Origin of the sequence: Streptomyces sp. NPDC047841, assembly GCF_040704085.1 — a bacterium.
Taxonomy (GTDB): Bacteria; Actinomycetota; Actinomycetes; order Streptomycetales; family Streptomycetaceae; genus Streptomyces; species Streptomyces argyrophylli.
On sequence record NZ_JBEYRP010000003.1, the window covers coordinates 293,352 to 316,720 of the forward strand.

Sequence of the window (23,369 nt, forward strand, 5' to 3'; positions counted from 1 at the left end):
CGAGAGGGTGAAGTCGAACGCGTCGCGCCGTCGCGGCGGCTGACGCCCTGTCCGTCAGGGCACCCGCTGCCCCTTCCCCAACGCGATGACCCCGCCCTTGGACACGGTGTACAGCTCGGCGTCCCGCTCCGGGTTGACGCCGATCGTCGCGCCGGGCGGCACCTCGACGTTCTTGTCCAGCACGGCGCCGCGGACCACCGCGCCCCGGCCGATGCGGACGTTGTCGTGCAGGACCGAGCCCTGGACGACCGCACCGGGGTCGACGCGGACACCCGGGGAGAGCACCGACCGGGTGACCTGGCCGCGGATCAGGCAGCCCGCGCTGATGATGGACTCGCTCGCGATGCCGCCCGCGTTGAAGCGGGCCGGGGAGAGCTGGTAGGAGTGCGTGTAGATGGGCCACTGCCGGTTGTAGAGGTTGAACGCCGGGCGCTCGGCGATCAGGTCCATGTGAGCCTCGTAGTAGGCGTCCAGGGTGCCCACGTCCCGCCAGTAGCCCTGGTCGCGGCTGGTCTCGCCGGGCACGTGGTTGTCGCAGAAGTCGTACAGCTGCGCCTCGCCGCGCGCGGTCAGCTGGGGCAGGATCGAGCCGCCCATGTCGTGCACGGACTGGCTGTCCTCGGCGTCCCGGTGCAGTGCCTCGATCAGGACCTTCGTGGTGAAGAGGTAGTTGCCCATCGACGCGAAGATCCTGTCCGGGTCGTCCGGCAGGCCCGGGGGGTCGGCGGGCTTCTCCAGGAAGCGCTCGACGGTACGGCCGTCCGAGCCCGGGGTGATCACCCCGAAGGAGGCGGACTCCGCGCGCGGCACCCGGATGCCCGCCACCGTCACGCCCGCGCCGCCCTCGATGTGCTGCGCCAGCATCTGCCGCGGGTCCATGCGGTACACGTGGTCGGCGCCGAACACGGCCACGTACTCGGGCTGTTCGTCGTGGACCAGGTTCAGCGACTGCAGGAGGGCGTCGGCGCTGCCCAGGTACCAGCGCGGGCCGAGCCGCTGCTGGGCGGGGACCGGGGTGACGTAGTTGCCGAGCAGGCTGGACATCCGCCAGGTGGTGGTGATGTGCCGGTCCAGCGAGTGCGACTTGTACTGGGTGAGCACACAGATGCGCAGCACGTCGGCGTTGACGAGGTTGGACAGGACGAAGTCGACGAGCCGGTAGGTGCCGCCGAAGGTGACGGCCGGCTTGGCGCGGTCCGCGGTCAGCGGCATCAGGCGTTTGCCCTCGCCGCCGGCCAGCACGATCCCGAGTACGGAAGGCCCTCCACGACGCATGGCCGCTCCCCTCACCGTGGTTGAACCATCATTGCCCCGAGCGGGCCGGACTAAGCCTGCTTGAGGATCTCCTCGTACAGCCCCGCCGTGCGGCGGGCCACCGCGTCCCAGCCGAACTCCCCCACCGCGCGGGCCCGTCCGGCCTCGCCCATGCGCCGCGCCGCGTCCGGATCGCCGAGGACGGTGTCCAGGGCACGGGCGAGCCCGGGCTCGAAGTCGTCGTCCGCGTCGACCAGGAGACCGGTACGGCCGTCGTCGACCACCTCGGGGATGCCGCCCACCCGGGACGCGACGACCGGCGTGCCGCAGGCCATCGCCTCCAGGTTGACGATGCCCAGCGGCTCGTACACCGACGGGCAGGCGAACACCGCGGCGTGCGTGAGGAGCTGGATCACCTCCGTGCGCGGCAGCATCTGCGGGATCCAGAACACGCCCGCCCGCACCCGGCGCAGCTCCTCGAACAGCTCCTGGAACTCCCGGTCGATCTCGGGGGTGTCGGGCGCGCCCGCGCACAGCACGACCTGGGCGCCGGGGTCGATGTCCCGTACCGCGCGCAGCAGATGGGGCACGCCCTTCTGCCGGGTGATGCGGCCGACGAACAGGACGTACGGGCGGGTGGGGTCGATGCCGTGCCGGGTGAGCGCGTCGGTGCCGTGGTCGGGCCGGTACAGGCGGGTGTCGATGCCGTTGTGGACGACGTGGACGCGGGCCGGGTCGAGGGCCGGGTAGCAGGCGAGGATGTCGTCGCGCATGGCGCCGGAGACGGCGATCACCGCGTCGGCGGCCTCTATCGCGGTGCGCTCGGCCCAGCCCGAGAGCGCGTAGCCGCCGCCGAGCTGCTCGGCCTTCCAGGGGCGCAGCGGCTCCAGCGAGTGCGCGGTGACCACGTGCGGGATGCCGTACAGCAGCTTGGCGACATGGCCGGCGAGATTGGCGTACCAGGTGTGGGAGTGGACGAGTTCGCGGCCTTCGAGGGCGGCGGCCATGGCGAGGTCCACGGAGAAGGTGCGCAGCGCGTCGTTGGAGCCGTCGAGGACGGACCAGGGCCGGTGCCGTACGACGCCGACGCCGCGGCCCTCGCCCCAGCAGTGCACCTCCAGGTCCACCAGGGCCGCCAACTCGCGGGCGAGGAACTCCACATGGACACCGGCGCCGCCGTACACATCCGGGGGGTACTCCCGGCTCAGCAGTCCCACTCGCACCCGGCAACCCCTTGGTCTCGGTGGCAGGTTCCCCTCATGGTCACCCAGATGCGGCGCCCGGGGAAGAGCGCGGGGAGGAGCGCGGCGCCGCGGTGAGGCAGCAGTCGCCGCAGAGCCCGCCGCCGGGCACCCGGTAGTACAGACAGCAGCTGCGGCGCCGGAACGCCGGACCGGTGCGGGTGCCGGTGGCGCTCAGCAGGGGGTGGGCGAAGAGGTCACCGGTGAGCGTCCGGGTGCGGGCCGCGACGTCGGTACGGCCGTGGGCGCGGGCCCAGCGGCCCAGTTCCCGGGCGGTCGCGGCGAGCGCGGAGCCCGCGTTGCCCCACAGCAGGCCCGGCGCGACGCCGTAGCGGGCCCGCAGGACCCGCGCCAGGGGCTCCAGATGACCGTGCAGCACGGTGCCGGCGAGCGTGGCGGCGTCCCCCGGCAGCGGGCGCAGCTCGGTGAGCCACAGATCGTCGGGGACGGCGGCACGGGCGTCCCAGCGCAGCAGACGCGGGTCCAGGTCGGGCAGCCGGCCGTACAGGACGGCACAGCCGAGGGCCGCCGACCACAGCCGCGCGGCCAGTCCCTGCTGGGCGAGGGAGGCCGCGACCCGGGGCTCGCCGGTCCCGAGCCGGTCCGCGACGGTGGCGACGCGCAGCGCCAGCGGATCGCGGCGGCCGGTCTCCGTGGCCGTCGCCGCGTAGCCCTCCGCGTAGCTCTCCGCGAGGGCCGGCAGCCGTCGGGCGCCGGTGCCGTCGGCGGTGCCCGGGAGGGTGCGCAGGGGGAAGAAGCCGCCGAGCGCGCGCAGGGCGGAGAGATCGGGGTCCAGGTCCACGGCAGACACTCGTACCAGGCCCGCCGCGGGCGTGACCGGGCGGGGGCCCGCCCGCGTTCACCCGTCCAGGGGATGATCAGGCCGCTGCCGTACTCCATCGGCAGTAGGACGCATTGCGTGCTCAGGTACGACGACGGGAAGCAGCCGGGCGGGCAGAGTGTTGGCCATGGCAGCCGACCGTACCCCGCGCCGGGCCCAGGACGCCCGTCGCACGCAGAGGAGACACCGATGAGCGCCCTGGCGTTGTCCGTGCTCCTGTCGGTCGTCTCCGCCCTCGCCTACGCGGGCGGAGCGATCGTGCAGGAGCAGGTCGCGGTGTCCTCTCCCGACAGCGGGTACCTGCCGCTGCGCCGGCCGGGCTGGTGGGGTGCGCTGGCGCTCAACGGTCTCGGGGGCGTGCTGCACGTCGTGGCGCTGGCCTACGGTCCGCTCAGCCTGGTCCAGCCGCTCGGCGCGCTGACCATCGTCTTCGCACTGCCCCTGGCGGCGCTGTGCGTCGGCCGCCGGGCCGGCGCGACCGCCTGGCGCGGCGCGCTCATGGCCACGGTGGGCCTCGCCGGTCTGCTCTCCCTGGTCGGCTCCTCCTCCGGGCACTCCCTGGCCCCGGCCCAGCGGCTGGCGGTCGCGCTGGTCACCGGCGGGGCGGTGGTGGCGCTGATGTGCGCGGGCCTGGCCGCGCACCGGCACCCCGCCGTGCGCAGCGTGCTCCTCGCCACCGCCTCCGGCATAGCGTTCGGCATGTCGTCGGTGTTCACCAAGACCGTCGCCGTCGACTGGAGCGACGGCATCGCGCTGGGCGACCTGCCCTCGCTCGCGGTGATCGGGCTGTTCGCGGTCGCCGGCGTCCTGCTGTCCCAGGCCTCCTACCGGGGCGGCGGCCTCGCCGCGCCGCTGGCCACGCTGACGGTGGTCAATCCGGTGCTGGCCGCCGCGGTCGGCATCCTGTTGTTCGGCGAGACGTTCCGTTACGGCACCACGGGCACCGTGCTGGCCCTGGGCTGCGGTGTGGTGGCGGCCGGCGGCCTGATCATGCTGACGACGGAGCGGCTGACCCGCGAGACGGCCGCGGACGGGCCGGCGTCCGCCGCTTCGGCACCGGCCGGGCCCCCCGCGCGGGGAGTACCGGTGGCCGCGGAGACGGGGTCCACGGCCCCCGCGCGTCCCACCGTGCCGCAACCGCGCGCGGGCGGGGCTGCGGGTGCGGAGCGGGGCGCGCACGCGGACCCCAACACCGGAGCGGCCGGGCCGGAGGCACGCGCCGGGACGCCCGAACCGGCGTACCCCGCCGGGCCGAGCGAGCCGGTGCGCGTCCCCGGGCCGACGGCCCCGGCCCGGGCCGAGCCGGGCGAGCCGGCCGGCCGCGCGGGTCTGGGCGAGCCGGCCGGCCGCGCGGGTCTGGGCGAGCCGGCCGGCCGCGCGGGTCTGAAGGGGGCCGTGGTGGGCGTCGAGGCGGGCGTCCGCGTGGGGGTGGCCGAGGGCGTGGTCGGCGCCGAGGTGAGTGCCGCGGTCGTCTCTGTGAGGGCGCCTGAGCCGCTGACGTGCACCGGGGCGGGCGAACCGGTCGGCCACCCGGAGCCGGCCCAACGAGTCGTACCCACCGGTCCGGCCGAGGCCCGGGGCGGCGCGGAGGTGAGCGAGGCGGTCGTCCCCTTGAGGGCCGCCGAGCCGTTGACGCGCACGGGGACGAGCGAGCCGGCGGCCCGCGCCACGGCAGCCGAACCGGTCGGCCACCCAGAGCCGGCCCAACGACTCGTACCCACCGGTCCGGCCGAGGCCACGACGCACGCCGAGCCGAGCGACGCGGCCGTCCTCGCGGAGGCCGCCGACCCGGGCGTGTCCGGGCTGTCGGTGTCCGGGCCGCCCGGGAGCGGCGGAATGGCGGGCACCGGCGGTGCCGGGACGGTCACCGACGGTGTACCCCCGGTGTCGTACGCCCCGCTGCCCGCGGGCGTCGCCGTACCGCTGCCGGTGCCGTTGCCGGCCCTGCACCGTACCCGCGTCAGATCCTGACGCCGCCGGCCCGGAGGTAGGCGAGCGGGTCGATGTCCGAGCCGAACCCGGGCCCGGTGCGCACCTCGAAGTGCAGGTGCGGGCCCGTCACGTTCCCGGTGGAGCCGGAGCGGCCGATGCGCTGGCCCGCGGTGACGCTCTGGCCGTCGCGCACGGCGATGGCCGACAGGTGGGCGTACTGGGTGTAGCGGCCGTCGGCGTGCCGGATCACGACCTGGTAGCCGTACGAGCCGCCCCAGCCCGCGGCCACCACGCGCCCGGCCGCCGCCGCCTTCACGGAGGTGCCGGTCGGCACGAGGAAGTCGACGCCGGTGTGGTAGCCCTTCGACCAGTGGGAGCCCGCCACGTGGTACCCGGTGCCGACGGAGGCGGTGACCGGGGCGACGAGCGCGTGCCGGGTCGGCGGTGGCGTGTGGTGGGTGGTGGGGTGCTCCGAAGGCGCCTTCTTCCTCGGTGCCTTGGAGGGCGCGGAGCGGGTCGCGGTGCCGTCCAGGCTGAGCCGCTGCCCCGGGATGATCAGGTCGGGGTCGGCGCCGATCGTGGTGCGGTTGCCCGCGTACAGGGTGCGCCAGCCGCCCGTGACGTGGTGGTCGCCGGCGATGCCGGAGAGGGTGTCGCCGTGCACCACGGTGTACATCTCGGCCCGGCCGGCCCGGGACTGCGGGGTCGTCTGCGGCCGCACGTCCTTGACGGAGCCGGAATGCGCGGAGCCGGTCTTCGCGGGGCGCGTGGCGCTGGTCTCGGTGTGCACGCCGGGGGCGGGTCCGCCCCGGGTCAGCCCGGCCTGCCCCGAGCACACCGGCCAGGCGCCGGGACCCTGCCCGTCGAGGACCTTCTCGGCGACGGCCATCTGCTCGGCTCTGGTGGCCAGGTCGGCGCGCGGTGCGAACCGTGCGCCGCCGTACGCCTCCCAGGTGGACTGGGTGAACTGCAGTCCGCCGTAGTAGCCGTTGCCCGTGTTGATGCTCCAGTTGCCGCTGGACTCGCAGGCGGCGACCTTGTTCCAGGTCGCCACGTCGGCGGCGTTCGCGGTGCCGGCGGCGACCAGCGGGATCGCGAGGCCGGCACCGCCCGCCGTGACGGTGAGTGAGGCGCGGTTGATCCTGTTCGGCTGGTACCGGCGGTGCCGGCCGCGTACGGCCATGTCCGAAATCCCCTCGGCATGCGTCAGGAGCGGCAAAAGTAAGCGCCACGAACTGGCCATGACAAGACTGGAATTCGGCCTCCCGTGCGACCCAAGTGGCCGGGAACGGCCCCTGCTTGATCCGCCGGGCCGGTCAGTGAGGCGGACGGCGGTCCCGCTGCGTACAGATGCCTGGCGGGTCGGATGTGCGCTCGCCGTAGCGGCACGTCAGGATGGGCAGGGACCCGTACTGACGGAGCCGTAGTACACGAGGCAACAGGGAGCAGGCGGTATGAGCACTTCAGCGCAGATCGGCGTCACGGGCCTCGCGGTCATGGGCCGCAACCTCGCGCGGAACTTCGCGCGCAACGGCTACACGGTCGCCGTGCACAACCGTACGGTGTCGCGCACGAAGGCGCTGGTGGAGGAGTTCGGGGACGAGGGCGACTTCGTCGCGGCCGAGACCGCCGAGGAGTTCGTGGCGGCCCTGGAACGCCCGCGCCGGCTGGTCATCATGGTCAAGGCGGGCCAGCCGACGGACGCGGTGATCGAGGAGTTCGCCCCGCTGCTGGAGCCGGGCGACATGATCATCGACGGCGGCAACGCGCACTTCGCCGACACCCGGCGCCGGGAGCGTGAGCTGCGCGAGCGGGGCATCCACTTCGTCGGCGCGGGCATCTCCGGCGGCGAGGAGGGCGCGCTGCACGGCCCGAGCATCATGCCGGGCGGTTCGAAGGAGTCGTACGGGTCGCTGGGCCCGATGCTGGAGAAGATCTCCGCGAAGGCGGAGGACGGCGCGCCGTGCGTGACGCACGTGGGCCCCGACGGTGCCGGGCACTTCGTGAAGATGGTCCACAACGGCATCGAGTACGCCGACATGCAGCTGATCGGCGAGGCGTACCAGTTGCTGCGCGACGTCGCCGGGTACTCCCCGGCGCAGATCGCCGACATCTTCCGCACCTGGAACACCGGCCGGCTGGACTCGTACCTGATCGAGATCACCGCCGAGGTGCTGTCCCACGTGGACGCGGCCACCGGCAAGCCGTTCGTGGACGTCGTGGTGGACCAGGCCGAGCAGAAGGGCACCGGCCGCTGGACGGTGCAGATCGCGCTGGACCTCGGTGTTCCGGTGTCCGGCATCGCCGAGGCGGTCTTCGCCCGCTCGCTGTCCGGCCACGCGCCGCTGCGGGCCGCTTCGCGGGACCTGGCCGGCCCGAAGCCGTCGCCGCTGGGCGAGTCGGAGGCGGCCGCCTTCGCCGACCGGGTGGAGCAGGCGCTGTACGCGTCCAAGATCGTGTCGTACACACAGGGCTTCCACGAGATCGCCGCGGGCAGCGAGGAGTACGGCTGGGACATCGACCTGGGCGCGGTGGCCTCGATCTGGCGGGGCGGCTGCATCATCCGGGCCGCGTTCCTCGACCGCATCCGCGCGGCGTACGACGCCCGGGCCGACCTGCCGAGCCTGCTGTCGGACGAGACGTTCGCCCGCGAGATCGCCGAGGCGCAGGACGACTGGCGGGAGGTCCTGGTCGCGGCGACCCGGCAGGGCGTGCCGACGCCGGGCTTCGCGGCGGCGCTGGCGTACTACGACGCGCTGCGGGCGGAACGGCTGCCGGCGGCGCTGACGCAGGGGCAGCGGGACTTCTTCGGTGCGCACACGTACCGGAGGGTGGACCGGGACGGCACGTTCCACACGCTGTGGGGCGGGGACCGCACCGAGGTGACCGCGTAGCCCGGCGCGGTTCGACGGGCACGTTCGTCTCGGCCGTACGTCCCGGTACCGCCCCGCGCGCCCGGGAGGAGCCCGGCGCCCCTCATGGTGCGGGCGTCCGGCCCCTCCCGTGTCTCAGGTGAGCGGAGGCCCCGGCTCCGGGCTCGGTACGGGCTCCGGGCCCGGCGGGATGGGGGACGGGGACGGCTCCGGGGGGCCGGGGTGGGGCGGCGGCGGGCTTGGGTCGGGCCCCGGTGGGGGTGGCGTGGGCTCCGGGACCGGTTCCGGGGTCGGCACCGGGCTCGGGTACGGATCCGGCGGGGTCGGGCCCGGACCCGGTGTCGGGCCCGGCGGTACCGGGTCGGGATGCGGGTTCGTCATGCTGTCCTCCGGGCAGTCACGGGACGTCGCCTCTGGACTACTCCCCCGCCTACCCGGCGACCGCCCGGCCACTCACCCGACGGCAGCACCGAACGGGTCCGGGCGGGTGGCCGACGGGACGGGTCGCGGGGGCGTTCCCGGGAGGCGGCCGGGGTCGCACTCGCTCCTGGAGGGACGACCCCGAGGGCGACGGCACGCCGAGAGACGGACGCGGGGGCGCCGCGCGCTCCGACCGACCTGGGTCGGCCCGGGTGGGCCTGGGTGGGCCCGAGCGGACCGTCGCTCGATCAGAAGCGGTCAGGGTGGGCGCGCAGCCAGTCCTTCGCGGCCGACAGCAGCCGGGGGTCGGCCGGCGGGGCCGCCTCGGGATGGCGTTCGGCCCACGTCACGACGTACGGGCAGAGCGGGGCCACCGGGACGCCCTCGCGCCCGGCGAGGGCGTACAACGCGCGGGCGAGCGATCCGGCGATGCCCTTGCCCTCGTGGGCGGGCTCGACGATCGTGTGGACGGGGACCAGGGCGCGCTCATGCGCCTCCAGGACGAAGTACTCGATGCGGCCGACGACTTCGCCGTCGCCGACGGCCTCCAGGCGGCCCGCCGCCCGGTCGTCGCGGATCCCGGTGCCGCTCATGGGCACGCACGCTCCTGGTCCTCGTCCGGGTCAGGCTCCTACGGCCTGCGGGCTGCGCTGCTGGTCCGAGCCGGGGACCGGTTCGGACGGATCGGCGCCGAGGGACACGATCCGGTTGCCGGCGTCGACGTGCACGATCCGGGGCCGCAGCGCGCTCGCCTCCGCGTCGGTGACCTGGGCGTAGCTGATGATGATCACGAGGTCGCCGGGGTGCACGAGGTGGGCCGCGGCCCCGTTGATCCCGATGACCCCGGACCCGCGCTCACCCTCGATGACGTACGTCTCCAGCCGGGCGCCGTTGGTGACGTCCACGATGTGCACCAGTTCCCCGGGCAACAGGTCGGCGGCGTCGAGGAGATCCGCGTCGATGGTCACCGATCCCACGTAGTGCAGGTCGGCCTGGGTGACGGTGGCTCTGTGGATCTTGGACTTGAACATGGTGCGCAGCATGTCGAACTCCTGAAAGACGGCTCCCTGCCTGCTTTGTGCAGGTCAAGGGCGGTATTCACTGTACACGGGCGTGTCTCCGACTCGAAGACTTTCCAGAACAACGTGCGCCAAGGCGAGCAGGCTTCTCACCTGCCTGATTTGCGCGAGGCAGGCTGCCGCGAAGCCACCGACCGGGAGTGAATCGCTTGATTCCCTGGGGGAACGAGTCACGGCGCGTCCGTCCCCTCACCCTGCCGAGCTTCGTGAGTCAGCGGTGCGTATGGTCGCGGAGGTCCGTCCCGACCACGCTGGGCGTCGGCTTCGCCGGGACGGTGCGGACGTGGGTCCGCAAGGCCGAGGTCGACGCCGGCCGTCGAAGCGCTCGTGGCGTTCATCGACGCCCGTCGGCAGGTGTTCGGAGTCGAGCCGATCTGCAACGCCCTGACCAGAGTGGTGGTCAGCGGCCTCGCCTAAATTGCCGCCTGGGCCGGGATCGTCTCCGTCGTCTTCGTCGTGGCCGTGTTCTCCCTGGTGATCGTCGTCCGGTCCGCCGCCACCGGCAAGCGGGCCGAGTTCGTCCTCGACGCCCTCGACACGTCCCTGTGGCGCCGCGAGACCGAACCGGCATCCCGCAGGCTCCGGCACGGTCGCGCCGACTTCGAACTCAGCACCGCGGTGGGGGGCACCCCCGGCTCAAGGCCGGGAGTAGATCGACTGGTTCGACAACCAGCGCCTGCACCGTGCGATCGGTAACGTCCCGCCCCAACCGGGGGCTGGGGTCAACGCATGGAGCCTCCACCGGTCCCGGGGCGATTCACCGGTCGGTGCGCTGGGGTGGAGGAGGTGCGGCCACTGACTGAGGCGGTCGCATCGCTGACGCGGGACAGGGCGTCGTACTGGTGCTGAAGCGTTGCCGGTGCTCGCCTGCCTGTGGTCGCTCGCGAAGTCGAGAACGGTACTCGCCCGGGGCCATGCCCCGGGCACGGCGGAAGGCACGGTGGAAAGCGTGCGCGGAACCGTATCCCACCGCGTCGGATATCGACTCGACCGGTTCGTCGGTGTCGCGGAGCCGGACGGACGCCAGGTCCATGCGCCACTGTGTCACGTACGCGCCCGGTGTCTGTCCAAGGGCGGACCGGAAGCGCCTGGACAGCGTCGCGCGGGAGACGTTCGCCGCGGCGGCCAGCGTCTGCGTGGTCCAAGGGTGTTCCGGTCGGGCGTGGACATGTGCCAGGGCGTCGCGTACGACCGGATCACGCATCGCGCCCAGCCACGAGCCGGACCGCTCCTCCGGGTGGCGGGCCAGCCAGGCGCGTATGAACTGGACGAGCAGGAGGTCGACGATGCTGTTGACGACGGCGGTGGTGCCGATCTGCGGGTGTGCGAGTTCCGTCGTGAGCAGTTCGACGGTTCTTCCGAACTGTGCGTTCTCGCGGGCTGTGACGTGTACCGGCCGGGCGAGGAAGGTGAGCACCGGTGTGCTCACCTCCGGGTCCTGCTCATAGTGCAGGACGATCACCTCCGTCCGCTCCGGTGCCGAGCCCAGCCGGAGAGCGCCGCCCTCGGTGAGGGCCCGGACCGCCGCCTCACGGTCGCAGGAACCCATCGTCACGCTGGGTCCGCCGGCTATCCCATGCGGGGTGCCCGACGACACCAGGACGGCGTCCCCGGCCCGCACCTCCAGGGGCTTCTCGCCAGTGACGTGGAGCCACATCGTGCCACGGGACACCACGTGCAGTGCCGCTCCCGGATAGGTGTCCAGCCACTGGCCCCACATTCCTCCGGCCTTCAACACCACCCCGAGCGCTCCTCGCGCACCCGAAACCCGCAAGACCTCCGCAAGCACATCCATGGTTACCGCCCTCGCCGACCATCGGGAATCGCGACGGCCGAGCGCGACGTCGCTGGTGTTCTCGTCCATGGTTTCAGGTCACATCGAGAACGATCTTTCCGTGCACCGTCCGGGCGAACAGCGCCCGGACGGCGTCGTCCACGTCCCTCCAATCGCCTCGCAGGCCCACCGGTACCGCGATTCTCCCGGCCGCTACGAGGCCCAGGAGATCCGTCAGCTCCTGACTGGGCGGCGTCATGTCGCCGAAGGTGGCGATGGTGCGGGGTTCGCCGAACCCGAGCAAGGTCCCTGAGGGGAACCTGGTGTCCTGGCCCGAAGTGACACCGACCAGGTGGAGGGCGCCGCCCTCGGCGAGGGAACTCCACGCCCGGGCCGATACCGGCCCGCCGACCGTGTCCAGGACGAGGTCGAACCGGTCCTCGGTCTCGTCCAGATCGGTCAGGACCTCCTCGGCCCCCAGTTCGCGGAGCCCGGCGGCCCGGTCCGGCGAGCCGACGAGTGCCGCCACTCGGGCGCCCGCCAGCGCCGCCAGTTGGACGGCGAAGTGCCCGACACCCCCGCTGGCGCCGGTGACCAGGACTTTGCGCGCCAGTACGGAACGCTTGCGCAACACCCGCAGCGCGGTGACTCCGGCGACCCCCAGCGCGGCGGCGTCGGCCAGCTCCACACCCTCGGGGACGGTGCCGAGCCAGTCGGGGCCGACCGCCACCCGCTCCGCCCACGCGTAGGGGGCCATTCCCAGCGCGACGCGCGTGCCTTCGGGCGGCCCCGAGCCGTCGGATGCGGCCCGCACCACGACACCGGCGGCGTTGTGGCCGTGCACAGCGCCGTCCGGCCACTCGTGCGGGTACTTCAGCTCCCCGAAATTGAGACCGATGTGCCGTATCTCCACCAGCGTCTCGCCGGCGGACGGCACGGGCTCGTCGACGTCGGCGAACCGGACGGGTCCCGCCTCGCTGTGATCGACCACAAGGGCGCGCATAAGGTGTGCTTCCTTCTCTCGTGGATGCGCCTGACCACTCGGCGCGGCAGCGGATCGAGTGCGCGAATGCCGCACCGCCGCCTCCTTGGAACCCTACGCACGACCAGGCCGGCGACCAGCCCCATGAGAATCGATCAGTTGACCATCTGTGTCAGCGCGATTCGCGACGCGTCGACTTCCACACGCATCCGATGAAGCGTCCAGCCGTCCATGACCCCACCTACCGAGCCTGGACCGCTGCCTTCACCGATTCGCGGTCCGCTTCCGGACGGGACCACGCCGTGCGGTGGGCAACAGCCTGGCGGTCGCCGGCCCGGTGAGGCTGCTCAGGATGAGCATGCTGCCAGGACTGAGTCCGGAAGAAGACACGTGAAGAACCTCTTCGGTGAGTTGGGGGGTGATCCGCTGCACTGGGACAACGGGTGAAGGACACCTGCGGCATCGGCGGCACGGGGCTCTGCGTGGGGCAGTTGTCTGGGGAGCAGTTTGCCGGGACCGTGTTCTTGATATCGAACGATGCTCGGTTCTTCGGACAACTGGATACTAGGGAACCGCGGGCAGCCGTCAAGGCTTCGTGCGTGATTCATCGGGCGTCCTGGACGTCGGCCTCGACCATGAGCCCGGGAACGGGCGTGAACGGTCCCGTGGTCACCCGGCCGCCGGACTGCCGGGCTGCCGGCCCGACCTGGTGCCGCATGTGCCAATGCCATCCTGCGTGAAGTATTGACACGCCTGAGCAGCCCCCTACCATCAACGTCTGTCCGGAGAGTCGTCCAATGGTCGGTATTTCGAACCAATTGCTGGGGATATCGCGTGCCCGGACGGAACGAAACGGAGGCGGGAACCGGCGGAACGCTCGGCTCCTCATCCGCCGCCGTCCCGCAGTCCCCGTGACGCCAGCCGTGACATCTCCCTGCTCATTCCACGAGGAGGAACCATGTCGTTGATCTCGGGCCGCTTACGTCAGGGCAGAACGCTCGCCGTACTGGCGTCGGGACTCGCCCTGACCGCAGCCCTGTTCGGGGGCCAGGCATCCGCCAACGGGGCAGGCGCCGTGTCCGCAGGACAGCACGCCGACGCCACGGCGGCCGCCGCGGCCGCGTCCTCCCAGCCGTGCGACATCTACGCCGGCGGGGGAACGCCCTGCGTCGCGGCGCACAGCACGACCCGCGCGCTGTACTCCTCCTACAACGGCCCCCTCTACCAGGTGCGGCGTGCCTCGGACAACGCCACCCGGGACATCGGCGTGCTCAGCGCCGGGGGGTACGCCAACGCCGCCGCCCAGGACTCCTTCTGCGCCGGGACGACGTGTCTCATCACGGTGATCTACGACCAGTCCGGCCGGGGCAACCACCTCACCCAGGCACCGCCGGGAGGATTCTCCGGGCCCGCGGCGGGCGGCTACGACAACCTGGCCGACGCCACCGCCGCGCCCGTCACCGTGGGCGGCCACAAGGCGTACGGCGTCTACGTGGCCCCGGGTACCGGCTACCGCAACAACCACACCAACGGGATCGCGACCGGGGACCAGCCCGAAGGGATGTACGCGGTCCTCGACGGCACGCACTACAACGGCGGCTGCTGCTTCGACTACGGCAACGCCGAGACCAACAGCCGGGACAACGGCAACGGCACCATGGAGGCCATCTACTTCGGCAACATCAAGGTCTGGGGCTACGGCACCGGCAACGGCCCCTGGGTCATGGCCGACCTCGAGAACGGGCTGTTCTCCGGGGCCAACGCGGGCTACAACGCGAACGACCCCAGCGTCAGCCACCGGTTCCTCACCGCCATCGTCAAGGGCGAGCCGAACCACTGGGCGATCCGGGCCGGAAACGCCCAGTCCGGTGGCCTGTCCACCTACTACAACGGGCCGCGCCCCAACGTCGCGGGCTACAACCCGATGAAGAAGGAAGGCGCCATCATCCTCGGCATCGGCGGTGACAACAGCCACGGCTCCGCCGGCACCTTCTACGAAGGCGTCATGACGTCGGGCTACCCGTCGGACGCCACCGAGAACGCCGTACAGGCCAACATCGACGCCGCCGGCTACACGACGTCGACCTCGAACCCCGGCGGCATCACGCCGGGCTCGAAGATCTCACTGCGGGCGACCACCCCGTGCTGCACCAACGATTACATCGTGCACGACGACGCCGACACCAACGTCGTCATCGCACCGGTCACCACGTCCAGCAGCTCCACCACCAAGGGCGACGCCACCTGGACCGTGCGCGCGGGACTGGCCGACTCCTCGTGCCTGTCCTTCGAGTCCGCGAACCAGTCCGGTCAATACCTGCGGCACTCGAACTTCCAGCTGCACCTGGGCTCCAACGACGGCACCTCGCAGTTCGCCCAGGACGCCACCTTCTGTCCGGAGGCCGGCCACAACGGCCAGGGCTACTCCTTCCGCTCGGTGAACTACCCCAGCGACTACCTGCGCCACTACAGCTACACGGTCTACATCGCCAGCCAGGGCGGGTCCCACACCTGGGACAGCACCACCTCCTGGAGCGACGACACCAGTTGGGCCGTCGGCCAGCCCTGGGCCTGAACCCCCGCACCACCACACCCCGCACAGTGACGCCGCGCCGGCGGACCAGCCGGCGCGGTGCAGTGCGTTCCCGAGGGCGCGCACCGGTGCGGCGAGTTGCCGGGGTTTAGCGCGGAATAGCTCTGCGCGGTAGTGGGCATTGCCGCAAGGTGGGGTGGCCGGTGGTGTGGGGGGCTCGTTGAGATCGTGCATGGTCATACTCGTCGCCAGGCAGGCATGCCTTCTCTCGCAGCCGGCCTCGTGGTGTTGCTCGGCATCCAGCAGGGCGGCCCGCACCCGGGAAGGCCGCGGTCAGGGGACCAGCTTGATCGAGTTGTACGGCGTGAGCGACCCGTGGAACGCCTGGCCGGCGGGAATGGTGACGGTGCAGTTGGTGCCGTTGTAGCCCAGGCACAGCAGTGCGCGGGCTCCGCCGGTCTGGTTGTTCCACACGGTGTGATCGTCGAACTCGTTCACGAAGTTGTACGAGCCGTAGTAGTAGTACCGGTGTTCGGGCGTCATGCCGACCGGGATCAAGGCGGCATAGACGCAGACGTTTCCGGGCGCGCAACTGTCCGGTGCGGGCCCAGGGTTCGGATCGATCCACATGGCTGCGGCAGGAGAAGCAGCCAGCACCGAAGCGGCCAGAGCGGCCCCGACGGCCACCGAGACAGCGGAAGCCCGCACTTTCAGACGCCCTGACAGGTTCGCCCACTTCATTCTGTTCCCCCGTGTTGCCCGATATGCGTGAGGCCGAACCTAGGGCCGACCGGTCGGGGACTCACACATTCCAGCCACCTACGAAGCCCCCTCGGCGTCACGCGTGCAGCGGCGGGCGAAGTCCACGGTGCGGACGTAGCAGTCCTCGACGTCCTGCTCGGACAGGCCCACCCAGAGGTGGTCGCCGCCGGCGAGGAGGCGCAGGTCCGGGTGGTGCCCGGCGGCGCGCAGGGCCTCGGCGAGGCGTACGGACTGCCGGGCCGGGACCAGGGTGTCGTCGACGCCGTGCAGGAGGAGGAAGGGCGGCGCCTCCGGGCCCACGTGGGTGACCGGGCTCGCGTCCCGCGCCGCCTCGGCCCGTTCCGCCGGGGCACCGCCGAGCAGCAGGGCCTCGAAGGAGCCCGGGTCCCGCGGGTCGTACGCGCCCCCGGGGCGGTCCTCGGCGAGTCCGGGCAGGTCGGTGGCGGCGTACCAGGTGACGCAGCCGGTGACGGTCGCCGTGCCGGTCCGGGCGGGGCGGGTCAGCGCGGTCAGGGCGGCGAGGTGGCCGCCTGCCGATTCGCCCCACAGCACGGTCCGTGCGGTGTCCAGGCCGAGGTCGTCGGCGCGGGTGTGGAGCCAGGCCAGTGCGGCGGTGAGGTCGCCGGTCTGGGCCGGGTACGGCGCCTCGCCGCTGAGGCGGTAGTCGAGGCAGACGACGGCGAAGCCCGCCCGGGCGAGGCGGGCGAACGGGCCGGGCCGCCAGGAGCGGAAGCGGGGGCCGAGGTCGTCGCGCAGGCCGGTGCGCCAGGCGCCGCCGTGGACGAAGACGACGACGGGCACGGGTGCGCCGGCGTCCTCGGGCAGCCACAGGTCGGCGGTCAGCGGACGGCTGCCGTCGGGGACGGCGTAGACGGCGCCGCGCAGCAGCCTCACACCGTCGGCGGGGTGGGCCGGGTGCGGCAGGGACAGTGTGGCCGGATCCGGCGGGGCCAGCAGGTGGAGGGGGAAGGACGCGGGTGCGGCGTCGGTCACGATGGTCGGCTCCGTCGTCTCAGTGGGCCGTGCGGGCCAGGCAGCGGCGGGCGTTGGCGGTGGTGAGGGCGCGCCAGCTCGCGGCGCCCTCGGGTGCCGGGGCGGCGTCGAGGCCCGCGACGTGGGCCTCCACCGCGGCGGCGGGGGTCCAGCAGTGGTCGCTGCCGTACAGGAGCCGGTCGGTGCCGACGAGGCCGAGGAGGGCGGGGATCTGACGGGGCAGGGCGGGGCCGGCGAGGTCGTAGTAGAGGCGGCCGAGCTGCTCGACGGCGTCGGGGGCGCCGGTGCCCGCCGGCATGAACATCTTCATGAAGCCGTCGATGCGGTCCGCCAGGACCGGCAGGGCCCCGCCGCAGTGCGGCACGATGACCTGGAGGTTCCGGTGGCGGTCCAGGGTGCCGGCCATGAGCAGATCGGTGACGGTCCGCGCGGTGTCGAAGATGAACTCGACCATCGGGCGGGGGCGTCCGAGGGCGGACTGCTCCCAGCACACCGGGGAGGTCGGGTGCAGGAAGACGACCGCGCCGCGCCGGTCCAGCTCGGCCCAGACGGGTTCCAGGCCGGGGTTGCCGAGGTAGGTGCCGTGGGTGTGGGTCTCCAGGACCACGCCGTCGGCGTTCAGGGTGTCGTAGGCGTACGCGATCTCTTCCAGGGCGCCGTCGACGTCCGGGAGGGGCAGCGAGGCGAACAGCCCGAACCGGCCGGGGTGCTCGCGTACCGTGTCAGCCCCGGCCTCGTTGACCTCGCGGGCCAGGCGGCGGGCGGCGGTGTCGTCACCGAAATGGACGCCCGGGGAGGAGACGGACAGCATCGAGGTCTCGATGCCGCAGCGGTCCATCAGGTCCACGTGGGCCTTCGCCGACCAGGAAGGCCAGGTGGGGACCCCGTCGGGGAGTTCGTGCCCGGCGTCACGCGCCTGGCGGACGTAGGAGTCGGTGACGAAGTGGGCGTGGACATCGATGTATCCGGGAGCGTCGGGGGACACGGACATCTCCTCAACCGGTGGTGGACGAGTGGGACGCGGCGGGGGTGGAGCGGCGGGCGAGACGGTCGCGGACGGCGGTGGCGGCGCGTTCACCGAGCACGATGCCGGCCAGGCCGGTCAGGCCGACGAGCGGCGGAGCGGGCGAGGCGATGCCGAGCGCCCAGTACACCGCCCCCATGAACAGGCCCGCGGCGAAGGCGGGCACGGCCCGGCGGAGCAGGGCACCGGCCGCGCCGGCGGCACTCACAGGGCCCCCAGCGCGGCCTGGCCCAGCAGCATGCCCAGCAGGCCGGCCAGGGCGACCGGGGGCGGCGCGGGCGACTTGTGCCGCACCACCACGTACAGCACACCGACGAGGACACCGGCGGACAGGGCCTTGAGATACGGCATGGGGTGTTCTCAGCTTCCGGTGCGCCACGTGTGGCCGGGCAGGAAGTTCACGTCGAACCGCTGCGGTACGGTCCCGAAGCTGCGCGGGTCGGGGACGTAGGGCGTGCGGGGCAGGCCGTGCTCGTCGGTGGGTGTGCCGAGGTTCTCGAAGAACCGCTCGAAGGTGCCGCCCGGCCCGGCCGCCACACCGACGATCCGGGAGTGGTGGCGCTCGATGCGGTAGGCGTGCGGGCAGTTCTTCGGCACGAACCCGAAGTCACCCGCCGTGAGCAGCCTCTCGTACTGCTCGCCCTCCAGATCCTCCACGAACAGGCGGACGGCGCCTTCGGCGATGTAGAAGACCTCGTAGGTGTCCGGGTGGGAGTGGGCGGGGATGATGTCGCCCTTGGGGCCGTCGCAGGTGAAGAAGTTGAAGGTGTTCTCGGTCTGCTCGCCGCCGGCGTAGACGGTGAACAGGTCGCCGAAGAGGTGGGCGCGGTCGCCCTCGCCCTTCTCGACGAAGTACGGCTTGCCGGGCTCCGGCGGGATGAGGGAGCGCTGACGGTACCGAGTGGCGTACTCAATGGTCACGAGGATTCCTTCCAGCGGTGAGACCGGCACACGACCGGGAGGAGTGCGCGGCTGGGCGGCCCGTCCCGGGCTGCGGCCCACGGTGTTCCTTGCGGTGCGCCGGCCGTTCGCCAGCCTCGACGGCCTCCGGCGGCGCGGATCTCCTCCAAGCTAGCCCCGCCGGACGGCACGGTCCGGCCTACACTCGGGCACGCGATGAAGGGAAACGGACACATCACGGCCGACCGTCGGGCCGGCGGCATTCCGACGGTGGTCTACCGGCCCACGCCCGGCCGGCCGCCGGGCCTGGAGGTGCTCGGTCTGCCCGGGCTCGCGGCCCGCGCCGTCGAGCGCGAGACGCCCCTCACCCAGCCCGCCCGTCCGGCGTTCCACCTGGTCCTCGCGGTGCGCGACGGGCAGGTGGACTGCTCGGTCGACTTCACGGCGTACCGCGTGGGCGCGGGCGACTGGCTGTGGGTGTGGCCGGGTCAGGTGCTCCAGTTCCCGGACGGTCCCGGCGACGCCGATGCCACCGTGCTCGTCTTCCCGACGGGCTTCCCCAGCGCCGCGACCGACGCGCTGATCCGGGACGGCGAGCACCTCGCGTACCGCCTGGTCACGCCCGAACCGTCTCGTCAGGCGACCTTGCTGCGGCTGCTGGACACCCTGGTCGAGGAGCACGCCTGCCTTGCCGACCTGACGCTGGAGGCGTACGTCGAGACGCTGCGCGGCCTGCTGTCCGTGATCCTCATCCGGCTGGTGCACCTGGCGGACCCACGGCAGCGGACGCGCTCGGCCGGCCGCGAGCCGTTCCAGCGGTTCCGTCAGGCCGTCGAGGAAGGTTTCGCCCGGACCCACCGGGTGGAGGACTACGCCGCGCAACTCGGCTACAGCCCGCGGACCCTCACCCGCGCGACCCGGGCGGCGCTGGGCTGCGGCGCCAAGCGGTACATCGACGACCGGGTGCTGCTGGAGGCGAAACGGCTTCTCATCCACACCTCGCTGTCGCCGGCCGCCATCGGCGAGCGCGTCGGGTTCGCCTACCCGACCGTCTTCAGCGCCTTCTTCCGGCAGCACACCGGGATGACACCGACCACGTTCCGGTCGGTGACGAAGCACTGACGTACACCGCGGACACACCGCGCGGGCCCGGCGGGCGTGCGGCGACGGGGGCGGCGCGGGTCCCTCCGTGCCGGCAAGGCGGTCCCCAGATCACCGGATCGCCCAGGGAAAGCCCGGGCTGTGCGGCCAGCCGCGCCCACCAGACCGCCGGCGACGATCAGCAGCACGTTCGCACCCGCGGCCAGGGCCCACATCCGTCCGGACACCTCGCTGCTGGAGCCCCCGGACGGCGACAGGCTCGTCAGCAGCCCGGCCAGCCCGACCGTGCCGACTTGCGCTGCAACACCGACCCCAGGCCGTTGGCGACAGTTGCCAGCACCGCCAGCACGATGCTCGGCAAGGCCGCGTTCCGTTCCGGCTGAGGGGAGTCAGGAGTCAGAAGTAGGATTCGAGCGTGCCGCTGCGCCGGACGTCGAGTGTCGCGCAGTGGAAGGAACCGCCGAACGGAGCGTAGTGCAACAGGTCGCACGGAATGGGCTCGAAGCCCCATCTCTCCAGCGCCCGCAGGGTGTTGACGTGATGGCGCTCGGCGATCACCCGTTTCTCGTCGACCATGAGCACGTTCATGCTCAGCCACTTGCCGCACATGGACGTGATCTTGAGAAGGCGTTCGTCGATCGGGTCCGGTTCGGGAGCGATCAGGACGTCCCAGGACTTCAGTACGTCCGGCAAGTGGTCCACGTCGACGTAGTCGGGGTTGACCATCACCTTGCCGGGTGACAGCAGGACGAACGTCGTATCGATGTGCATGGGCGTACGGCATCGGCTCTCGATCTCATGGACCCGGTAGTCCGGTCCGAGGTGCCGGCGCACCCATTCGATGCCCATGCGGTTGGTGACGTTGCTCCGCGTGACGAACAGGTCGCGTCCCGCGCGGACGAAATCCGCCGCGTCGAACACCGGCTCGTACTCGGTGAGGATGTACCGCATGGGCTCTCCCGCGGCGGGAGGGCGGAAGTCCTTCTCGAACAGCTCGTCCGTGAGCTGCGGTTTCGGTGCCGCGGTCCAGCGTGCGCCCCGGCGGAAGTACTCCTTGAGGAGTGAGCGGTAGGAGTGCGTCTCGAAGTACCGGCACGGCCATGCCATCGGGGTCTCGATGATCTCGTCGCCGACCACCAGGAGGCTGTCCCTGGGGCAGGTGTTGCAGAACCCGTGTGACGACCAGTCAGGGGTGCCGAAGCGCTGCCTGAAGTCGACCGCGTCCGGGCGTCTGACCGTGACCCCCAGGGACTGGAGGAGGGAGATGAACTGGTCCAGTTCCCGCTGTGCCTGCTCGACCAGGGCGCCCGGATATCTGAAGCCGGCGGCGAGACCTTGCAGCCGCGCGGCCCAGGGCGGGATGTTGCAGGCCACGACCGGGTGGCGGGAGGGAAAAGTCGCGCCTTCGAGACGCCCGACGACGACCTCCTCCAGGGGATCCCATTCGTTGTGGGAACTGACCGGCGCGACGGGCAGACCCTCGGGCGTTTCCCTGGTGTCCACGGTCGAGGGCAACGGCTCAGGGTCCACTCGCACCCCTCCTACCTCTCGTACGGGCGGTTCGACGGCATCCGGCGGGCTTGTCCGATCAGGGGCTCACTCAGCGTATATCCGAACATCACGCACTGCGATCGGTTGTCCTGGTCTGGCCGTGCCGCGCCAGCGTCAGGGGGCGGCGGGCGTCAGGGGATGGCGGGCGTGCCTCTCCACCCCCCGGCAGGTCCATCGCTCAGCCGAGAGGATGCTGCTCTCCCCGGCCGACACGGACGGCTCCCAGCCCGCCTCGTTGAACGCGTCGAGCGCCTCGACGAGTGCCGGCCGCTGCGTCGGCCGCAGACATCGGACGGCGGCCGTGAGCCGCAGCATGGTCTCCCGCCGGTCGGCGGGATTGTGCTGCCGGTTCGCCAGCCCGGCAGCGATCAACCGGTCCAACATGCGCATGGCCGTCGCCGGGGCGACCGCGGCAGGGTCACCCGCTCTTCGACCTCGGCGAGCGAGCGGGCGGGCGGAGACAGCCACCAGCCACCGGGAAGCGGTCGGCAGCGCCCGCGTCTTTCCACCGCGCCACGGTCGGCCCTCCCGACGGCGGAGGATCGAGGCCGGGTCCGGCGGTCGTCGCACGGGGTCCGTCGCGCTTCGCGCTCGGGTGCGGCCCGCCCCGGTGCTGTCGGAACAGCCGGCCGAGCGGGACGGCGGCCCTCACCGTCATCGCGGCTCTCGCCCCGGCGGACGCGCCGAAAGGCCGTAAGACGGCACGGCGGGCGGCAGTGTGGCCGCCCAGCGGGGCGGAGCCTGGGCGCACGGAGACCACACGCACACGACCTGACGTGCCTGCCGCGTCACGACCCGTTGCCGCGGTGAAGGGCGTCGAGAGCGCGGTCGACAGGACCGAGGATCGGCGCGGCCAGCTTGTTCGCGGCCTCGTTGTTGACCCATCGGTGCGGCCGGGTCGGGGCGTACGCCTGGGTGAGCTTGACCTCGGCGCCGAGCATGCGCAGCCGGGGCACGCTGACGGCCTTGCGGAGCGCCTGGAACTCCTCGCGTTCCTCGCGCGCGGCGTGCCGGGTGACCGCGCGCCTGACCTCGTTCAGGCGCCGCAGGTATCCGGTCCCGTGGGGCCCTGTGCGCCAGAGGGCGACCAGCAGCTCCTTGGCCTGCTTCTCCTCGGCGCGGCGGCGGGCCGCCAGCTCACGGCCGTGCTCCAGCGCGCGGCGCGCGACGGGATGCACGTGCGCCTCCTCGGCGGCCTCGTGGACGGCGAGCAGGCGCATCAGCCGGTCGAAGTTGCGGCGGCGCCACGGGCCGGGAAGGGCGGCCCGGAGGAAGCCCAGCTTGATCTGCCGGTGCTGGCGGGTGAGCACGTCCACGACGTTCTCGCCGCCGAGGGCTCCCAGCGCCCGCCCGGACCAGGCGGACACGGTCGGTGCGGCCTTGGCCGCCGCCTTGCCGGCGAGCGACGGCATGGTCGCCGTCTTCTGCGCGGCCTGCTTCGTCAAGGTGCCCATGTCGGTCCCTCCTCACTGCTGTCTCAGCGGGTCTGGGTACCCCCGCCCGCCTCACCCACGCGCAGGGCTGTTCGCGGGGGTACGGCGACCGGCGGTGAGTGCGGCGCTCGGCCGGCTGAGCCTGGTCCGGGGCCGTCGACGGCGGGTTTGTCGTTTTCGCCGCGGGAGGAAGGGAAACCCCGGGGCGCGCTCGGCGTGTGGTCGACGTTCACGGCAGTACCCGGGAAGTACGTGGTGAGGGCGGCTCTCGATGGCCTGGTGGAAGAAGGACAAGAAGACGGCGCGGACCCGCCTGGACCTGTGCGACCTGTGCGCGGCCGCCTTCGCCGAGGACGAGGCGGTGCGCGGCTACGTGCCCGACTCGTCCTCCGTCAGCCCGGTCAACGACTGGTTCGACGGCCTGCGGCTCATCACGGCTTGCGGCGAGGCACACTTCGCGATCGTGCGGGAGATCTACCGGCACCGCCCGTTCACGTACGAGGAACTGTGGGCGGCGAAGATCACCCGGGCCCTGACCTCCGGGCCGCCCGTCCTCGGCCTCGAGGAACTGGGATGCCGGACCGGGCTTCAGCAAGAGGAGATCAGACGCGCCATCGCCTGGCACAACGAGCACCTGGGCTCCCGGGGCGTAAGCGAACCGTGACCGGGGCTCCTC

20 protein-coding genes and 2 pseudogenes are annotated in these 23,369 nt (G+C 72.4%); 5 read left to right on the forward strand and 17 right to left on the reverse strand.

Translation table 11 applies throughout. The features are described 5' to 3' along the window. Positions 1-54: 54 nt before the first annotated feature. From glgC to AB0947_RS05945, 3 genes are read right to left on the reverse strand one after another with little or no spacing between them, the layout of a single operon-like run. Positions 55-1,275 (reverse strand): glucose-1-phosphate adenylyltransferase, encoded by a 1,221-nt coding sequence (glgC, locus tag AB0947_RS05935; protein ID WP_366749020.1) that lies wholly within the window; start codon positions 1,273-1,275, stop codon positions 55-57. 50 nt (positions 1,276-1,325) lie between these two features. After that, the gene (gene glgA, locus AB0947_RS05940; RefSeq protein ID WP_366749021.1) at positions 1,326-2,477 is read right to left on the reverse strand and encodes a glycogen synthase; all 1,152 of its coding nucleotides are present in this window, start codon (positions 2,475-2,477) and stop codon (positions 1,326-1,328) included. A gap of 40 nt (positions 2,478-2,517) precedes the next feature. Beyond that, the gene (locus AB0947_RS05945) at positions 2,518-3,297 is read right to left on the reverse strand and encodes a (2Fe-2S)-binding protein (protein ID WP_366749182.1); all 780 of its coding nucleotides are present in this window, start codon (positions 3,295-3,297) and stop codon (positions 2,518-2,520) included. A 228-nt stretch (positions 3,298-3,525) separates the two neighbouring features. Between AB0947_RS05945 and AB0947_RS05950 the strand changes: the two are divergent. Next, a pseudogene (locus AB0947_RS05950) lies at positions 3,526-4,356 on the forward strand (DMT family transporter); the annotation flags it as partial. A gap of 940 nt (positions 4,357-5,296) precedes the next feature. On the opposite strand, the gene AB0947_RS05955 reads toward AB0947_RS05950, so the two are convergent. Then, positions 5,297-6,451: a transglycosylase family protein gene (locus AB0947_RS05955; protein WP_366749022.1), complete on the reverse strand. Its 1,155-nt coding sequence runs from the start codon at positions 6,449-6,451 to the stop codon at positions 5,297-5,299. Between the two features lie 271 nt (positions 6,452-6,722). Here AB0947_RS05955 and gndA point away from each other — a divergent pair, with 271 nt between their 5' ends. Beyond that, complete coding sequence (gndA, locus tag AB0947_RS05960) at positions 6,723-8,162, forward strand: NADP-dependent phosphogluconate dehydrogenase (RefSeq protein ID WP_366749023.1); 1,440 nt, start codon at positions 6,723-6,725, stop codon at positions 8,160-8,162. 647 nt (positions 8,163-8,809) lie between these two features. On the opposite strand, the gene AB0947_RS05965 is transcribed toward gndA, so the two are convergent. The 4 genes from AB0947_RS05965 to AB0947_RS05980 form a co-directional block, all read right to left on the reverse strand. Then, entirely contained in the window at positions 8,810-9,154 is a 345-nt protein-coding gene (locus tag AB0947_RS05965; RefSeq protein WP_366749024.1) for a GNAT family N-acetyltransferase, read from the reverse strand. A 30-nt stretch (positions 9,155-9,184) separates the two neighbouring features. Next, positions 9,185-9,604 carry an aspartate 1-decarboxylase gene (gene panD, locus AB0947_RS05970; protein WP_366749025.1) on the reverse strand — a complete coding sequence of 140 codons (420 nt, stop codon included), beginning with the start codon at positions 9,602-9,604 and terminating at the stop codon, positions 9,185-9,187. Between the two features lie 793 nt (positions 9,605-10,397). Then, positions 10,398-11,435, reverse strand: coding sequence for an AraC family transcriptional regulator (locus tag AB0947_RS05975; protein WP_366749026.1), 1,038 nt, complete (start codon positions 11,433-11,435; stop codon positions 10,398-10,400). Between the two features lie 73 nt (positions 11,436-11,508). After that, the gene (locus AB0947_RS05980) at positions 11,509-12,417 is read right to left on the reverse strand and encodes a zinc-binding dehydrogenase (RefSeq protein ID WP_366749027.1); all 909 of its coding nucleotides are present in this window, start codon (positions 12,415-12,417) and stop codon (positions 11,509-11,511) included. Positions 12,418-13,354: 937 nt separating this feature from the next. Here AB0947_RS05980 and AB0947_RS05985 point away from each other — a divergent pair. Continuing rightward, positions 13,355-14,971 carry an alpha-L-arabinofuranosidase B gene (locus tag AB0947_RS05985; RefSeq protein WP_366749028.1) on the forward strand — a complete coding sequence of 539 codons (1,617 nt, stop codon included), beginning with the start codon at positions 13,355-13,357 and terminating at the stop codon, positions 14,969-14,971. Between the two features lie 291 nt (positions 14,972-15,262). Here AB0947_RS05985 and AB0947_RS05990 read toward each other — a convergent pair whose 3' ends face one another. The 6 genes from AB0947_RS05990 to AB0947_RS06015 form a co-directional block, all read right to left on the reverse strand. Then, positions 15,263-15,472, reverse strand: coding sequence for a hypothetical protein (locus AB0947_RS05990; protein WP_366749029.1), 210 nt, complete (start codon positions 15,470-15,472; stop codon positions 15,263-15,265). A 276-nt stretch (positions 15,473-15,748) separates the two neighbouring features. Further along, the gene (locus AB0947_RS05995; protein ID WP_366749030.1) at positions 15,749-16,684 is read right to left on the reverse strand and encodes an alpha/beta hydrolase; all 936 of its coding nucleotides are present in this window, start codon (positions 16,682-16,684) and stop codon (positions 15,749-15,751) included. 19 nt (positions 16,685-16,703) lie between these two features. Next, the gene (locus AB0947_RS06000) at positions 16,704-17,669 is read right to left on the reverse strand and encodes an amidohydrolase family protein (protein WP_366749031.1); all 966 of its coding nucleotides are present in this window, start codon (positions 17,667-17,669) and stop codon (positions 16,704-16,706) included. A gap of 10 nt (positions 17,670-17,679) precedes the next feature. Beyond that, the gene (locus AB0947_RS06005) at positions 17,680-17,916 is read right to left on the reverse strand and encodes a DUF1427 family protein (protein WP_366749032.1); all 237 of its coding nucleotides are present in this window, start codon (positions 17,914-17,916) and stop codon (positions 17,680-17,682) included. After that, positions 17,913-18,059 (reverse strand): DUF1427 family protein, encoded by a 147-nt coding sequence (locus AB0947_RS06010; RefSeq protein ID WP_366749033.1) that lies wholly within the window; start codon positions 18,057-18,059, stop codon positions 17,913-17,915. Before AB0947_RS06010 ends, AB0947_RS06005 begins: the two co-directional genes overlap by 4 nt. Positions 18,060-18,068: 9 nt before the next feature. Then, positions 18,069-18,629 (reverse strand): quercetin 2,3-dioxygenase, encoded by a 561-nt coding sequence (locus tag AB0947_RS06015; RefSeq protein ID WP_366749034.1) that lies wholly within the window; start codon positions 18,627-18,629, stop codon positions 18,069-18,071. A gap of 195 nt (positions 18,630-18,824) precedes the next feature. Between AB0947_RS06015 and AB0947_RS06020 the strand changes: the two genes are divergently transcribed. Next, positions 18,825-19,730 carry an AraC family transcriptional regulator gene (locus AB0947_RS06020; protein WP_366749035.1) on the forward strand — a complete coding sequence of 302 codons (906 nt, stop codon included), beginning with the start codon at positions 18,825-18,827 and terminating at the stop codon, positions 19,728-19,730. Between the two features lie 375 nt (positions 19,731-20,105). On the opposite strand, the gene AB0947_RS06025 is transcribed toward AB0947_RS06020, so the two are convergent. From AB0947_RS06025 to AB0947_RS06035, 3 genes and pseudogenes are all read right to left on the reverse strand, one after another. After that, positions 20,106-21,224 carry an amidinotransferase gene (locus AB0947_RS06025; RefSeq protein WP_366749036.1) on the reverse strand — a complete coding sequence of 373 codons (1,119 nt, stop codon included), beginning with the start codon at positions 21,222-21,224 and terminating at the stop codon, positions 20,106-20,108. Positions 21,225-21,438: 214 nt separating this feature from the next. Continuing rightward, positions 21,439-21,803: pseudogene (locus AB0947_RS06030) on the reverse strand (MarR family transcriptional regulator). Positions 21,804-22,048: 245 nt separating this feature from the next. Then, entirely contained in the window at positions 22,049-22,714 is a 666-nt protein-coding gene (locus AB0947_RS06035) for a hemerythrin domain-containing protein (RefSeq protein ID WP_366749037.1), read from the reverse strand. A gap of 250 nt (positions 22,715-22,964) precedes the next feature. On the opposite strand from AB0947_RS06035, the gene AB0947_RS06040 reads away from it, so the two are divergent. After that, positions 22,965-23,357, forward strand: a complete 393-nt coding sequence (locus tag AB0947_RS06040) for a hypothetical protein (protein WP_366749038.1) — start codon at positions 22,965-22,967, stop codon at positions 23,355-23,357. Positions 23,358-23,369 lie beyond the last annotated feature (12 nt).